Origin of the sequence: Bradyrhizobium sp. (assembly GCF_016219575.1) — a bacterium.
Classification (GTDB): Bacteria; Pseudomonadota; Alphaproteobacteria; order Rhizobiales; family Xanthobacteraceae; genus Bradyrhizobium.
The window spans coordinates 382614-398240 of sequence record NZ_JACRMG010000009.1 but is presented as its reverse complement, the minus strand read 5'-3'; the positions used below and the strand labels follow the sequence as shown (position 1 = coordinate 398240).

Genomic DNA, 15627 nt, shown 5'->3' with positions numbered 1-15627 from the left:
CGTTACACTGCTACGGTTTCATTTGGAAGAAATATTGCCAGGAAACGCTGAAAGCATGCTGCAATGACCGAATTTCGCCTGACCCAGATTTCCGACACCCACCTCTCCCGTGCCGCCCGTTTTGCCAGGCTGACCGAGAATTTTCACCGCGTCAGCGAGCACATCGACGCCGTCAGGCCCGACCTCGTCATCAACAGCGGCGACGTGTCATGGGACGGCCCGACCAGCCGCGACGATCTCGCCTACGCCAGGGAACTGCACGCGGCGCTGCCGGTGGATTGCCGCTATCTGCCGGGCAATCACGACATCGGCGACAACCCGACCGCGGTCGGCAAGCCGCCCTCGCATCGCGCCAACGAAAGGGATCGCGACGCCTTTGTCGACGTCTTCTCCGAAGACCGCTGGCAGTTCGAAGCCGCCGGCTGGCGCTTCATCGGGCTGAATTCGCTGATCATGAACACCGGGCTGCCGAGCGAGCCCGAGCAGATGGACTGGCTCACTTCGCAACTGTCGGGCGTCAACGGCAAGCCCGTCGCGCTGTTCCTGCACAAGCCGCTGTTCCTGCAAACGCCGGAGGATCCGGAAACGGAGGGCACGGCGATCCGCTACGTGCCGCAGCCGGTGCGCGCGCAGCTCGTGGAGATGCTCGCCGCGCATGACGTCCGCCTCGTTGCCAGCGGCCACGTGCACCAGCGCCGCGATTTCACCTATGGCCGCACGCGCCACGTCTGGGCGCCGTCGACGGGCTTCCTCATTCCGGACTCGAGGCAGCCGGTGATCGGCACCAAGGAGACCGGGCACGTGGAGTATCGCTTCAGACCCGACAGCTTCGAGGTCTTCCACGTCCGTGCGCCCGGCCAGGTCGATGTAGGCCTCGACGAGCTGTTCTCGCCGAAGGACTGAACGCTACGCCCTGTCCGGCCCGACCCGCACCAGCTGCTTGCCGAAATTGGCGCCCTTCAGCAGACCCATGAAGGCGCCGGGCGCGCTGTCGAGGCCCTCGGTGATGAATTCCCTGTGCTTGAGCTTGCCCTCGCGGAACCAGCCCGACATGTCGCGCAGGAAATCGCCGTGGCGCGCGGCGAAATCGCTGACGATGAAGCCGCGGATGGTGAGCCGCTTGACCAGCACCGCGCGCATCAGCGCGCCCGCCCATTTGGGATTCGTCTCGCCGAAATTGTTGTACTCCGAGATCAGGCCGCACACGGGAATGCGCGCGAACGCGTTCAAGAGCGGGAACACCGCCTCGAACACCTTGCCGCCGACATTCTCGAAATAGACGTCGATGCCCTTCGGGCACGCCGCCTTCAGTTTCGCGGCGAGATCGGGATCGCGGTGATCGAGACAGTCGTCGAAGCCGAGCTCGTTCTTCACATAGGCGCACTTATCCTTGCCGCCGGCGATGCCGATCGCGCGTGCGCCCTTGATCTTCGCGATCTGGCCGACCGCGGAGCCGACCGCGCCGGAGGCCGCCGCAACGACCACGGTCTCGCCGGGCTGCGGCTTGCCGATGTCGAGCAGGCCGGTATAGGCCGTCATGCCGGGCATGCCGAGCACACCCACCGCGGTGGAGATCGGCGCGATCTTCGGATCGACCTTCGCCAGCCCCTGCCCATTGGAAATCGCGTGCGTCTGCCAGCCCGCACGCGACAGCACGATGTCGCCTTTGGTAAAGGCCGGATTGTTGGAAGCCGCGACCTCGCTCACCGTGCCGCCTTCCATCACGCCGTTGACCGGCACCGGCTGCGCGTAGGACGGCCCTTCGCTCATCCGCCCGCGCATGTAGGGATCGAGCGATAGCCAGATCGTGCGCAGCAGCACCTCGCCCGGCCCGGGCGCCGGCACGGCATATTCCTCGATGCGGAAGTCGCTCGCTTTCGGCTCGCCGACGGGACGGGAAGCCAGCACGACGCGTTTGCCCTGGGACATGGTTGTTTCCTCCAACTCTGTTGTTCTCCGTCATTAGGAGAAGCAGGGCGAGGAAGCAACGTAGTCGTCATTCCGGGATGGTCCGAAGGACCAGACCCGGAATCTCGAGATTCCGGGCTCGATGCTGCGCATCGCCCCGGAATGACGGCTGAAAGTGGGCTTAGACCCCGCCCGGATAGTTCGGGCTTTCACGCGTGATCGTCACGTCGTGGACGTGGCTCTCGCGCAGGCCCGCGCCGGTGATGCGCACGAACTGCGCCTTGTTGTGAAACTCCTCGAGATCGCGCGCGCCGACATAGCCCATCGCCGCACGAAGTCCGCCGGCGAGCTGGTGCATGACGTTGCCGACCGGGCCCTTGTAAGGCACCTGGCCCTCGATGCCCTCAGGCACGAGCTTGAGCGTGTCCTTGATGTCCTGCTGGAAGTAGCGGTCGGCCGAGCCGCGCGCCATCGCGCCGACCGAGCCCATGCCGCGATAGGCTTTGTAGGAGCGGCCCTGCCACAAAAACACCTCGCCCGGCGTCTCGTCGGTGCCGGCGAGCAGCGAGCCCACCATGGCGACATCGGCGCCGGCGGCGAGCGCCTTGGCAAGGTCGCCGGAATACTTGATGCCGCCGTCGGCGATCACGGGCACGCCAGCCTTCTTCGCCGCTTCCACCGCATCCATGATGGCGGTGAGCTGCGGCACGCCGACGCCGGCGACGATGCGCGTGGTGCAGATCGAGCCCGGGCCGATGCCGACCTTGATCGAGTCGGCGCCCGCGTCGATCAGCGCCTGCGCCCCTTCGCGCGTCGCAATGTTGCCGGCAATCACCTGCACGGCGTTGGAGAGCCGCTTGATGCGGTTCACCGCCTCCAGCACCCGCGAGGAATGGCCGTGCGCGGTGTCGACCACCACGAGGTCGACTCCGGCATCGATCAGCCGTTCGGTGCGCTCGAAGCCGCCCTCGCCGACGGTGGTTGCCGCCGCCACGCGAAGCCGGCCCTGGGCGTCCTTGCAGGCGAGCGGATGGGCGACCGCCTTCTCGATGTCCTTGACGGTGATCAGGCCGACGCAGCGGTACTGGTCGTCGACCACGAGAAGCTTCTCGATGCGATGCTTGTGCAGCATGCGCTTCGCCTCATCCTGGCTGACGCCCTCGCGCACCGTGACGAGGTTTTCGTGCGTCATCAGCTCCGAGACCTTCTGGTTCGGATCGGTCGCAAAGCGCACGTCGCGGTTGGTGAGAACGCCGACCAGCTTGCCGGCCTTCTTGCCGCTGACGCCACCCGTCACCACGGGAATGCCGGAGATGCCGTGATCCTTCATCAGCGCGAGTGCATCGGCCAGCGTCGCCTCGGGCGCAATGGTCAGCGGATTGACCACCATGCCGGATTCGAACTTCTTCACCTGCCGCACCTGCGCCGCCTGCCCCTCGGGATCGAAGTTGCGGTGGATGACGCCGATGCCGCCGGCCTGCGCCATTGCGATCGCCATGCGGGCTTCGGTCACGGTGTCCATCGCGGACGCCATGATCGGGATGTTCAGGGGAATGGCGCGGGTGACTTGGGAACGAATGTCGACGTCGGAGGGCAGGACGTCGGAAAGGCCGGGCTTGAGCAGGACGTCGTCGAACGTGAAGGCTTCGCGGATCGCGTTATTGGCGCTTGCGTTAGAGCCTTGGGCAACAGCCATTGCCAACTCCTTTCGGCGGCGCGGCGCCGCGAAACAACTGGGGATGAGCGTCGCCTTCGGCTGAGCCATGCGGCCCGGCCCTCGAATCGAAGCCCATCGGTGGGGTTGACGCTGGTCCCTAGCATGGCCTTCAGCCGAATCAAAGCGTTTGGCTGCCATGCACAGGTTTTTGTGACCGGCGGGGCGCTCCGGGGCCCGTCTCCGGCAGGCCGAAGCGGTCCAGGCGGCGCGCACGTCACGCGGGATTTAGGTTTGCCGGCGGCTTCCGCAATAGCCTGCATGACAGCGGGATGATACAGCCCGAACTGACCCGCCGTCTCCCGCCCCGCATCGCCATGGACAAGCAGCGCCTCATCCCGCTCATCGTCGCCACCGCGCTGTTCATGGAGAACATGGACTCAACGGTCATTGCGACCTCGCTGCCGGCGATCGCGGCCGACATCGGCACCAGCCCGCTGACGCTGAAGCTCGCCATCACCTCCTACCTGCTGTCGCTGGCGGTGTTCATTCCGGCGAGCGGCTGGACCGCCGACCGTTTCGGCGCGCGGCTGGTGTTTGCGGTCGCGGTCGGCGTCTTCATGCTGGGCTCGATCGGCTGCGCGCTGTCGCAGTCGGTCACCCATTTCGTGATCGCGCGCATCCTGCAGGGCCTCGGCGGCGCCATGATGACGCCGGTCGGGCGGCTGGTGCTGCTGCGCTCGATCGACAAGAGCGGGCTGGTCAACGCGATGGCCTGGGTGACGATCCCGGCGCTGATAGGCCCCGTGATCGGCCCGCCGCTCGGCGGCTTCATCACCACCTATTTCTCCTGGCACTGGATCTTCCTGATCAACATCCCGATCGGGCTGCTCGGCATCTTCCTCGCGCTGAAATACATCGACCCGATCAAGAGCGAGAATCCGGAGCCGTTTGATCTCTACGGTCTCGTGCTCGCCGGCATCGGCCTTGCCGGCATCGCGTTCGGCCTGTCGGTCGCCGGCCTCAATCTGCTGCCGTGGACGGTCGTCGCCGCGCTGGTCGGTATCGGCTCGATCTCGATGACGCTCTATGTGATCCACGCCCGGCGCACCGGCTCGCCCGTGCTGGATTTCTCGATGCTGCGCCTTGCCACGCTGCGCGCCGCCATCATCGGCGGCTTCCTGTTTCGCCTCGGCATCGGCGCGCTACCCTTCCTGCTGCCGCTCCTGATGCAGGTCGGCTTCGGGCTTTCGCCGTTCCAGTCCGGCCTCGTGACCTTCGCCTCGGCCGTCGGCGCCATGGGCATGAAGACGCTGGCCGCGCGGATCATCCGCGCCTTCGGCTTCCGCAACATGATGACGGCGAACGCGTTGATCAGCACGATTTTCCTCGCCGCCTGCGCGCTGTTCACCATCCACACGCCGCTGCTGCTGATCATGATCATCCTGGTGGTCGGCGGTTTCTTCCGCTCGCTCGAATTCACCGCGATCAACACGGTGGCTTATGCCGAGGTCGAGCCGGCGCAGATGAGCCGGGCCACCACGCTGGTCAGCGTCAACCAGCAGCTGGCGATTTCCGCGGGCGTCGCCGTCGGCGCGTTTTGTGTGGAATCGACGATGTGGTGGCGTCACGCCACCGAACTCGACGCCACCATGTTCGCGCCGGCCTTCATCGTGGTCTCGGTCATCTCCGCGGCCTCGGCCTGGTTCTTCTGGCAAATGCCGGACGATGCCGGCCACGAAATTTCGGGTCGCAAGGCGATCGAGGTTTCCAGCCGCAAGGGCGAGGCAAGTGCGAAGGCGAGCGCGGCCGTCAAGGCCGCCACCGAAGAGACCCAGAACGCCAGGGATCAGCGACTCGGCTGACCGCGTAGGGCAATCGCATATGGCGCTGGCCCGCATTCGCACTGGCGTTTCCACATCGTCATGGCCGGGCTTGTCCCGGCCATCCACGATCTTCCCGCGGCACAAGGAACGTGGATGCCCGGGACAAGCCCGGGCATGACGAGTTTGTGGCGGGATGCGATAGCCCTAGCTGACCCTGGGATCAGCGGATGGGCTGACCGCGGAATCCCATCGCCAGCACGTATCGCTCGGAGGAATCCTGCCGGCTCGACGCCGGCTTCACATGGCGTACGCTGGAAAAATCGCGCTTCAGCTGCGCCAGCAACTCCGCTTCCGCCCCGCTCTGGAACACCTTTGCCAGGAACGCCCCGCCGGGATTGAGCACCTCGCTCGCAAACAGCGCCGCGGCCTCGACCAGGCCGATGATGCGCAGTTGATCGGTCTTGCGATGGCCGGTCGTGTTGGCGGCCATATCCGACATCACGACATCCGCGCGGCCGCCCATCATGGCAAGCAGCTTGTCCGGCGCATCGGCATCGAGGAAATCGAGCTGCGCAAAGGTGACACCGGTGATTTCGCCCATCTCCAGGAGATCGATCGCGATCACCTTGCCCTTTTCGGGCGCGCCGACGCGTTTCGCGGCGATCTGGCTCCAGCCGCCGGGCGCCGCGCCGAGGTCGACCACGGTCAGGCCGGGCTTGAGGAAACGATATTTGTCGTCGATCTCGATCAGCTTGAAGGCCGCGCGCGAGCGATATCCCTCGCGCCGGGCTTTCGCGACATAGGGATCGTTGAGCTGGCGCTCGAGCCAGAGTTTGGAAGAGAGCTTGCGCTTGCCGCCGGTCTTGACCTGGACATGCAGCCGCCCGGTGGTGTCTTTCGCCATTTTCAAAATCGCCTGATCGATCACGGCCTCGTGGTTCGAGACGCGCGGCTTTATTGACTGCCCGTTCGCTGACGGCTGAGCTACGCTCAGCCTGCTCGGGCGCGCGCCGCGCTCCTCACCATGAGGGTCTGGCAGACCTCATCCTGAGGAGCCGCGTCTGCGCCGCGTCTCGAAGGATGAAGCCACCGGACGGGCAATGCCTAGCACGCCTTGAGCACGCCGTCCTCGCGCATCATCTCGACCAGCATGCCCTCGCGCAGGCCACGGTCGGCCACGCGCAGCCGCGGCATCGGGAAGGCGTTGCGGATCGCATCCAGGATGGCGCAACCCGCCAGAACCAGGTCGGCGCGCTCGACGCTGATGCAGTTATTGGCGATGCGCTCCTGGTAGCTCATGCCGAGCAGCCTTGCGACGGTGGCGGAGACATCCGCATCGTTCATCCAGATGCCGTCGATCCGGCGGCGGTCGTAGCGGGCAAGGTTGAGGTGCACGCCGGCGAGCGTCGTCACCGTGCCCGACGTGCCGAGCATGTGCATGTCGCGCAGGTCGCTCCCGTGCTCGGCCGCAAACGGCGCCACATATTGTGCGACCTCTTCCACCATGCGGGCATAGGATTGCTGCGTCACGTCGCGCCCGCCGAAGTGTTCGGCGATCGATACCACGCCGAGCGGGATCGACATCCATCCCTTGATCTCGGGCGACGCGCCGGGGGCTTCCGGATCGCGCTCGATCCGCACCAGCTCGGTGGAGCCGCCGCCGATATCGAACAGGATGGCGCCGCGCCCCCTGGTATCGAGCAGCGGCGAGCAGCCGATCACGGCGAGCGTCGCCTCGGTCTCGCGGTCGATCACCTCCAGCTTGATGCCGGTCTCGGCCGCGACACGCGCGCGGAAATGGTCGGCGTTCTCGGCGGCGCGACAGGCTTCGGTGGCGATCAGCCGCAGTCGGCGCGCCTTCCGATAGCGGATCTTGTCGCTGCAGATCGACAGCGCCGCGATGGCGCGTTCCATCGCCGCTTCGCTGATCGCGCCGGTCGAGGAGATGCCCTCGCCGAGCCGGATGATGCGCGAGAAGGAATCGACCACGCGGAAGCCGTCGCCGGTGGGACAGGCGATCAGCAGCCGGCAATTGTTGGTGCCGAGGTCGAGTGCCGCGTAGACGGCGTTGTCCACCGTTGCCGCAGCCAACCCGGGCGGGTCCCCGCGAGGCCCATGGCCGTCGCGAAGCCGCGTGTGATCGTTCATCAAATTCTTTCCGCGGCCCGCCGGCCGTCATGGAATTACCGTTCGCCGAAACCTTAGCAGCGCCGATTTCTGGTGCAATCCATCACAACGACCATGCCCATTCGTGCGTTGTCGTCCCCGCGCGGGTGCGATATCTCCTCGAAAAGCCCGCTCGGAACCGTCCAAAACGAGCCAATTCAGGTCATTTCCATGCAAGATCAGCCGTCGAAGCCGTCCATCGAGAACGCTATCGCACTGCAAAAATACGGCGTCGGCCAGCCGGTGCGCCGCAAGGAGGACGACACGCTGGTTCGCGGCAAGGGCAAGTACACCGACGACTTCAGCCTGCCCGGCCAGGCCTGGGCCTGGATCGTCCGTTCCAGCCATGCCCATGGCCTCATCAAGGGCATCGACACCAAGGCCGCCAAGGCGATGCCGGGGGTGCTGGGCGTGTGGACCGGCGCCGACCTTGCTTCCGCCAACTACAATCCCTTCACCTGCGGCCTGCCGCTGAAGAGCCGCGACGGCAGCCCGCTGCTGCAAACCAACCGCCCGGCGCTCGCCATCGACAAGGTGCGCTTTGTCGGCGATCCCGTCGCCGTCGTGGTCGCGGAAACGCTGGCGCAGGCGCGCGACGCCGGAGAGGCCGTGGCGATCGACATCGAGCCCCTGCCCGCCGTCACCGACCCCGCGGAAGCCGCAAAACCCGGCGCGCCGCAGCTCTACGACCACATCCCCAACAATGTCGCGCTCGACTACCACTATGGCGATGCCGCGAAGATCGAGGCGGCCTTCGCGGCAGCCGCGCACGTCACCAGGCTCGATATCGTCAACACCCGCGTCGCCGTGGTCTCCATGGAGCCACGCACGGCACTGGCGCATTACGACAGGAAGTCCGAGCGCTATACGCTGCAGGTGCCGACCCAAGGCGTTTCCGGCAACAAGGTGACGCTGGCCAAGATCCTGAACACGACCAACGACAAGGTGCGCATCCTCACCGCCAATGTCGGCGGCTCCTTCGGGATGAAGAACGTCAGCTATCCCGAATATGTCTGCATCCTGCACGCGGCCAAGGCCCTTGGCCGTCCCGTGAAGTGGACCGACGAGCGCTCGACCAGCTTCCTCTCCGACAGCCACGGCCGTGCGCAGCTGATCCATGCCGAGCTGGCGCTGGATGCCGAAGGCCATTTCCTCGCCGTGCGCCTCTCCGGCTACGGCAATCTCGGCGCCTACATCACCGGCGTTGCGCCCGGTCCGCTCTCGCTCAACACCGGCAAGAACCTCGCCAGCGTCTATCGCACGCCACTGCTCGGCGTCGACATCAAGACCGTCCTGACCAACACCACGCTGATGGGCGCCTATCGCGGCGCCGGCCGCCCCGAGGCCAACTACTACATGGAGCGGCTGATCGACCGCGCCGCCGATGAGATGGGCATTAACCGCCTGACGCTGCGCAAGCGCAACTTCATCAAGCCGGCGCAGCTGCCATTCCCTGCCGCGTCGGGCGTCACCTATGACAGCGGCGATTTCCAGGGCGTGTTCAGCAAGGCGCTCGAAATCTCCGATCATGCCAATTTCGCCAGGCGCAAGAAGGAGAGCCGCAAGGCGGGCAAGCTGCGCGGCATCGCAATCGGCTCCTATCTCGAAGTGACGGCGCCGCCGGCCGGCGAGCTCGGCAAGATCACCTTCGAGCCGGACGGCTCGGTGAAGCTCACCACCGGCACGCTCGATTACGGCCAGGGCCATGCCACGCCATTCGCGCAGGTGCTTTCAGCGCAGCTCGGCGTCCCCTTCGAGAAGATCACGCTGGAGCAGAACGACAGCGACCTCGTGCGCTTCGGCAACGGCACCGGCGGCTCGCGCTCGATCACGGCCACGGGCCAGGCGATCGTCGAGTCGTCCGCGCTGGTCGTGGAGAAGGGCAAGAAGGCCGCAGCCCATGCCCTCGAGGCGTCCGAGGGCGATATCGAATTTTCCGGCGGCCGCTTCACCATCGCCGGCACGGACCGGTCGATCGGCATCATGGAGCTGGCGCAGCGGCTGCGCGAGGGCAAGGTGCCGGAAGGCACCCCCTCCTCGCTCGACGTCGACCACGCCACCAAGGAAATCGTCTCGACCTTCCCGAACGGCTGCCATGTCGCCGAGGTCGAAATCGATCCCGATACCGGCGTGGTGGAGATCGTGCGCTACAATGCGGTCAACGATTTCGGCACGGTGGTCAATCCGATGATCGTCGCGGGCCAATTGCACGGCGGCGTCGCGCAGGGCATCGGCCAGGCGCTGATGGAGGAGGTGAATTACGACTCCAGCGGCCAGCCGATCACCGGCTCGTTCATGGACTATGCGCTGCCGCGCGCGGAGGACATTCCCCTGATTGACATCGCCGATCATCCCTCGCCGGCCAAGACCAATCCGCTGGGTACCAAGGGCTGCGGCGAGGCCGGCTGCGCCGGCAGCCTGTGCGTGATCGTCAACGCCGTGCTCGACGCGCTGTCCGAATACGGCATCACCGGGATCGACATGCCGCTGACCCCGGAAAAGGTCTGGCGCGCGATCCGCGACGCAGAGAAGGCGAAGGCGGCGTAACGCCTTCGTCCTCTCCTCCTGTCCCGACAGAAAACGGAGCCGGTCCAGTGCCAGCCGCCATCATCGACGAGCTCTGCTCGGTCTTCGACTCCACCACGGTGCTCACCGGCTCCGACATCGACGCGCGCTATCACACCGACATGGCCGGCATTCCCGTCGCCCCGCCGATTGCAGTGATGCGCCCGCGCAGCACGGAGGATGTCTCGACGTTCCTCAGGCTCTGCCATCTGGCGCGCGTGCCCGTGACGACGCAGGGCGGCATGACGGGCCTCGTGCGCGCCACCATGCCGCAGGCCGGCGAGATCGTGCTGTCGATGGAGCGCATGAACGCGATCGAGGAAGTCGACACCGGCGGCGGGGTCGTCATCACCCAGACCGGCGTGCCCCTGCAGCGGCTGCAGGAACGCGTCGAACAGGACGGCTTCATGTTCCCGCTCGATCTCGGCGCGCGCGGCAGCTGCACCATCGGCGGCAACATCTCGACCAATGCGGGCGGGAACCGCGTGATCCGCTACGGCATGACGCGCGATCTCGTGCTCGGGCTGGAAGCGGTGCTGGCCGACGGCACCATTCTCAGGGGCGTGCGCAAATACATCAAGAACAACACCGGCATCGATCTCAAGCAGCTGTTCGTCGGCACCGAGGGCACGCTCGGCGTGGTCACGCGCGCGGCGTTGCGGATCTTTCCGGCGCCGGCCGAGCAGCAGGTGGCGCTGTGTGCGCTGTCGAGCTTCGACAAGGTCCGCAACTTTCTGGCGCTGTCGAGGAAGCGGCTTGGCGGCGACCTCACCGCGTTCGAGGTGATGTGGAACGAATACTACCGCCTGACCACCGAGCTGGTGAAAGGCGTGGCCGCACCGCTTGCAACCAACCATCCCTTCTATGTCCTGCTGGAATCCTCAGGCAGCGACGCCGAACGCATCCGCAGCGACCTCGAGGACATGCTCGAAACGGCGCTGGAGAACGACATCATCCTCGATGCGACGATTGCCAGTTCAGGTGCCGCGGCCGCGGCGATCTGGAAGATCCGCGACTCCTCCGTCGAACTCGGCCGCGCCATCGGCCCCAACGGCGTCGGCTTCGACATCAGCCTTGCCATCGACCGGATGGAGGCGTTCGCCGATCGCATCAAGGCCGAGGCGAAGAAGATCGACAAGGATGCCTATGCCATCGTGTTCGGCCATGCCGGCGACGGCAATCTGCACGTCAACGTCAAATATCCGCCGACGGCCGACCGCAACGAGGAGATCACCAAGCTCGTCTACGGCATTACCGGCGAATTTGCCGGCTCGATTTCAGCCGAGCACGGCATCGGCATCCTGAAGCGGCCCTATCTGAAGCTCAGCCGCACCGAGGAGGAGATCGAGACCATGCGCACGCTGAAGCGCGCGCTCGACCCGCATCACATCCTCAATCCCGGACGAATATTCACGGTCTAGCACCGGCGAGGGGCGGCGCGGCAGATCGCGCGACCTTGACCCAGTGCCCGTGATTTGCCCGACGTGTCAAGCGTCCCCGCAGGCACCCCTTGCCTGATGCCGCTACTTTGCATGGGGTTGTTTTCAACATTTTTGCTTCGGAGCGAAATGCATCCTTCTGGCGGCGGCGGGCACCTTGCGCTCCAGCTCACGCCGAGGCCGCCTGCGGCTGGCGCAGCATCTTCAGCGCGCGTTCCAGCAACTCCAGCCGGTCCTGGCCCCAGAAGATCTCGCCCGAGGGCAGCACGAAGCTCGGCGCGCCGAACACGCCGGCCGCCAGCGCTTCCTGCGTATACTGCTCGTAGAGCTGGTCGAGTTCGGCATCCGGCGGCCCCGCAGCGCGCACCTCCGCAGCATCGATGCCCGCCCGCTTGGCCGCTGCCGCGATCACGGCGGGGTCGCCGAGCGGCTCGTCCAGCTCCCACAGCGCGCGCCCCAGCTCCGTCGCCAGCCGGTGGGCATCCTTGCCCTGCAGCTTCGCCGCGATGACCAGGCGCGTCGCCGCCGCATCGTCGCTCGGCGAGTTCTTCGGCTGCAGGATCAGCGGAATGTCCCGCACCTCGCGCCAGCGCTTCAACTCCATCAGCCGGTAGGCGCGGCGCTCCGGCGAACGCTTCGGCAGCGGCAGCCCGCCGGTCTTCTCGAAGATCGGCCCGAACTTGGCCGGCTTGACGTTGACATCAGCGCCGTTGCGTTTGGCGATCTCGGCGAGCAGCGCGCTGCCCATGTAGGTCCAGGGCGAATTGAGCGAGATGTAGTAGTCGATGGTGACGGACATGTTTTGGGGCTTTCGAATGCGCGCTACGCCGCCGCCTGCTCGCGCGGCTGGGTGATCGCGAGGTGCCAGCAATGCGCCAACGGCGTCGTGCCATTGGCGACAACCAGCGCGTCGAGCTCGACGAAGCGGTGGCCCTTCTTGTCGTAATTGCCGGTGACCTTGGCCCGCGCGGTGATTTCGTCGCCGGCCTTCGCGGCCGACAGCAGCTGCATCTTGCTGCCGACATGAATCCAGGGCCCCAGGATCGCGTTGTCGACCAGCACGCGATTCATCACGCGCTGGATCAGGCCGGGATGGCCGAGACCTTCGCGGGCGAAGATCGGATCGGTCTCCCTGATATCGGCGAGGTATTCGCTCGCCGCCTCGCCGGCCCAGCGGCGCGGCGTGGTGCCGAGCCATTTGCCCATTTCGTAGGACGAGGCATTCACCGGCTTGCGCTCGGCAACCGCCGGCACCTCGCGATAATCGGCAATCAAAAACGATGGCGCCGCAGCCGGCAACGAGGCACTGCCGGTGGCGCAGAGATCGCCGCGGCTCTTCACCTCGATGGCGAGTACGCCGTTGTTGTCCTCCGCCGTCACCTCGGCGGTTTCGCCGTCATAGACCGGCTTGATGAAGCGGGCGTCGATCAACCCGCGTTCCAGGAAATCGCGGCCCCATTTCACCACCGGCATGTGCATCATGTAGGCCATGACGTCGACGCCGGGAACGAGCCCGCCGCTGAAGCCGTAGCGCTTGGCCACGGTGTCATCGTGCATCTTGTTTTCGGATTGTTTCGCGGTGTTGTAGGCCTGGAGGCGCCAGGTTTCGAGCCGGCCGGACATCGTGCGTTTCCTTGTTTTTGGCTGTTCTTATGACCGCCAAGGTTACGCAAACAGAGAGCCCGCGCAAGCATGTTCCGCGCATCGGTTTTTCTCGGGTTTCGCTCGCAATTCCGCAACCGATGGGGTACCACGCGGCGGCCATGACCGAGACCTCCCCCCGCATCTATGTCGACGCCGACGCCTGCCCGGTGAAGGACGAGATTTACCGCGTCGCGATCCGGCTCGGCGTGCCCGTCAGCATCGTCGCGGGGAAGTTCATCCGCGTGCCGCAGGATCCGCTGATCGAGCGCATCGCGGCAGGCGACGGCATGGACGCGGCGGATGACTGGATCGCGGAGCGCGCGGGCCCCGGCGATATCGTGGTCACATCCGACATCCCGCTGGCGAGCCGCTGCGTGAAGGCCGGCGCCGAGGTGATCGCGCCGAACGGCAAGCCGTTCACCGAACAGTCCATCGGCATGGCGCTCGCGGTGCGGAATTTGATGACGGACTTGCGCTCCTCGGGCGAGATCACCGGCGGTCCCAAACCGCCGGGCCCGCGCGACCGCTCGAACTTCCTCTCCGCGCTCGACCAGACCATCCGGCGCATCCAGCGCCGCGCCGCCGAGCAAGGCGTTTCGGGACAAGGCTGATGGCGCCGCCGCTGATCCAGCTCAAGGACATCAAGCTGACCTTCGGCGGCACGCCGCTGCTGTCGGGCGTCGAGCTCAACGTCTCCGCCGGCGAGCGGGTCTGCCTGATCGGCCGCAACGGCTCCGGCAAGTCGACGTTGCTGAAGATCGCGGCTGGGCTGGTCGAGCCCGATGCCGGCACCCGCTTCGTGCAGCCCGGCGCCACCATCCGCTATCTGCCGCAGGAGCCGGATTTCGGCGACCACAAGACCACGCTCGCCTATGTCGAGGCCGGCCTCGGGCCGGGCGACGACCACTATCAGGCGCGCTATCTGCTCGAACAGCTCGCCCTCACCGGCGAGGAAGACCCCGCGCACATTTCCGGCGGCGAAGCGCGCCGTGCGGCGCTGGCGCGGGTGCTGGCGCCCTCGCCCGACATCCTGCTCTTGGACGAGCCGACCAACCACCTCGACCTCCCGACCATCGAATGGCTGGAGGCCGAACTCGACGCCCGCCGATCCGCGCTGGTCTTGATCAGCCATGACCGCCGCTTCCTCACCAATCTCTCGCGGTCCACCGCCTGGCTCGACCGCGGCCAGATCAGGCAGATCGACCGCGGCTTTGCCGCCTTCGAGGCCTGGCGCGACGAGGTGCTGGCCGAGGAAGAGCGCGAGCAGCACAAGCTCGACCGCAAGATCGTCAACGAGGAACACTGGCTGCGCTACGGCGTCTCCGGCCGGCGCAAGCGCAACGTCAAGCGGCTCGGCAATCTACATGCGCTGCGCGAGCAGCGCCGAACCCACAAGGGCGCGGCCGGCACTGCCAATCTCGTCGCGGCGGAAGCAGAAAAATCCGGGCGGCTGGTGATCGAGGCCAAAGGCATCGACAAATCGTGGGGCGACCGAAAGGTTGTCGACGGCTTCTCGATCCGCGTGCAGCGCGGCGACCGCATCGGCATCGTCGGCCCGAACGGCGCCGGCAAGACCACGCTGGTCAATTTGCTCACCGGCGCGCTCGCGCCCGACAGCGGCTCGATCCGGGCAGGCGCCAATATCGAGATGGCGACGCTGGACCAGCACCGCGAAAGCCTCGATCCCAAATCGACACTGGCGGAAGCGCTGACCGGCGGCCGCGGCGACCATGTCATGGTCGGCGGCAAGCCAAAACACGTCATCGGCTACATGAAGGATTTTCTGTTCGCGGAGGTGCAGCGCGGCACGCCGCTGGAAGCACTCTCCGGCGGCGAGCGCGGCCGGCTGATGCTGGCGCGCGCCCTGGCAAAACCCTCGAACCTCCTGGTGCTGGACGAGCCGACCAACGACCTCGATCTGGAAACCCTCGACGTGCTCGAGGAGATGCTCGGCGACTACGAGGGCACCGTGATCCTGATCAGCCATGACCGCGATTTCCTCGACCGCGTCGTGACCTCGGTGATCGTGCCCGAAGGCAATGGCCGCTGGATCGAATATGCCGGCGGCTATTCCGACATGCTTCTGCAGCGCGGCGCCGACCTGAAGCGCGAACACGCCAAGACCGCACCCGCGGCCGAGGAAAAGAAGGAAGCCCGCGCCGCCGCGCCCTCATCCGCGCCGAAACGCCGGCTCAGCTTCAACGAAAAGCATGCGCTGGAAACGCTGCCGAAAACCATCGAAAAGCTGCAGGGCGAGATCGCAAAGCAGCAGCGCCTGCTTGACGATCCCGATCTCTACCGGAAAGATCGCAAGAAGTTCGATGAGGCTTCCGCCGCCATCACCACCGCGCAGATTGAGCTCGCCGCGGCGGAAGACCGGTGGCTGGAACTGGAAGTCCTGCGGGAAGAAATAGAACAGGCATAA

Annotated in this window: 12 protein-coding genes; 6 read left to right on the top strand and 6 right to left on the bottom strand. The window is 66.1% G+C overall.

Annotated features, from left to right (window positions below; all coding sequences use genetic code 11):
- Nucleotides 1–63: 63 nt before the first annotated feature.
- Nucleotides 64–903, top strand: a complete 840-nt coding sequence (locus HZB49_RS06885) for a metallophosphoesterase (RefSeq protein WP_291609755.1) — start codon at nucleotides 64–66, stop codon at nucleotides 901–903.
- Nucleotides 904–906: 3 nt separating this feature from the next.
- Here the strand turns inward: HZB49_RS06885 and HZB49_RS06880 are convergent, their stop codons facing one another.
- Nucleotides 907–1929, bottom strand: coding sequence for an NADP-dependent oxidoreductase (locus tag HZB49_RS06880; RefSeq protein WP_291609754.1), 1023 nt, complete (start codon nucleotides 1927–1929; stop codon nucleotides 907–909).
- A gap of 160 nt (nucleotides 1930–2089) precedes the next feature.
- On the bottom strand, nucleotides 2090–3604 hold the full coding sequence (guaB, locus tag HZB49_RS06875) for an IMP dehydrogenase (protein ID WP_291609753.1): 1515 nt from the start codon (nucleotides 3602–3604) through the stop codon (nucleotides 2090–2092).
- 335 nt (nucleotides 3605–3939) lie between these two features.
- On the opposite strand from guaB, the gene HZB49_RS06870 reads away from it, so the two are divergent.
- Entirely contained in the window at nucleotides 3940–5427 is a 1488-nt protein-coding gene (locus HZB49_RS06870) for an MFS transporter (protein WP_291611119.1), read from the top strand.
- Nucleotides 5428–5608: 181 nt separating this feature from the next.
- Here the strand turns inward: HZB49_RS06870 and HZB49_RS06865 are convergent, their stop codons facing one another.
- Together HZB49_RS06865 and HZB49_RS06860 are read right to left on the bottom strand one after the other, a co-directional pair.
- A complete protein-coding gene (locus tag HZB49_RS06865) occupies nucleotides 5609–6292 on the bottom strand; it encodes an RlmE family RNA methyltransferase (protein WP_291609752.1) in 684 nt (227 codons plus the stop codon).
- 200 nt (nucleotides 6293–6492) lie between these two features.
- The gene (locus HZB49_RS06860) at nucleotides 6493–7536 is read right to left on the bottom strand and encodes a Ppx/GppA phosphatase family protein (RefSeq protein WP_291609751.1); all 1044 of its coding nucleotides are present in this window, start codon (nucleotides 7534–7536) and stop codon (nucleotides 6493–6495) included.
- 189 nt (nucleotides 7537–7725) lie between these two features.
- On the opposite strand from HZB49_RS06860, the gene HZB49_RS06855 reads away from it, so the two are divergent.
- A complete protein-coding gene (locus HZB49_RS06855) occupies nucleotides 7726–10101 on the top strand; it encodes a xanthine dehydrogenase family protein molybdopterin-binding subunit (RefSeq protein WP_291609750.1) in 2376 nt (791 codons plus the stop codon).
- A gap of 47 nt (nucleotides 10102–10148) precedes the next feature.
- A complete protein-coding gene (locus HZB49_RS06850; protein ID WP_291609749.1) occupies nucleotides 10149–11540 on the top strand; it encodes an FAD-binding oxidoreductase in 1392 nt (463 codons plus the stop codon).
- 187 nt (nucleotides 11541–11727) lie between these two features.
- Here HZB49_RS06850 and HZB49_RS06845 read toward each other — a convergent pair whose 3' ends face one another.
- Both HZB49_RS06845 and HZB49_RS06840 read right to left on the bottom strand, forming a co-directional pair.
- A complete protein-coding gene (locus HZB49_RS06845; RefSeq protein ID WP_291609748.1) occupies nucleotides 11728–12357 on the bottom strand; it encodes a 2-hydroxychromene-2-carboxylate isomerase in 630 nt (209 codons plus the stop codon).
- Nucleotides 12358–12380: 23 nt separating this feature from the next.
- Nucleotides 12381–13181, bottom strand: a complete 801-nt coding sequence (locus HZB49_RS06840; protein WP_291609747.1) for a hypothetical protein — start codon at nucleotides 13179–13181, stop codon at nucleotides 12381–12383.
- A gap of 140 nt (nucleotides 13182–13321) precedes the next feature.
- On the opposite strand from HZB49_RS06840, the gene HZB49_RS06835 reads away from it, so the two are divergent.
- Together HZB49_RS06835 and HZB49_RS06830 are read left to right on the top strand one after the other, a co-directional pair.
- The gene (locus tag HZB49_RS06835; RefSeq protein WP_291609746.1) at nucleotides 13322–13813 is read left to right on the top strand and encodes a YaiI/YqxD family protein; all 492 of its coding nucleotides are present in this window, start codon (nucleotides 13322–13324) and stop codon (nucleotides 13811–13813) included.
- On the top strand, nucleotides 13813–15627 hold the full coding sequence (locus tag HZB49_RS06830; RefSeq protein ID WP_291609745.1) for an ATP-binding cassette domain-containing protein: 1815 nt from the start codon (nucleotides 13813–13815) through the stop codon (nucleotides 15625–15627). Before HZB49_RS06835 ends, HZB49_RS06830 begins: the two co-directional genes overlap by 1 nt.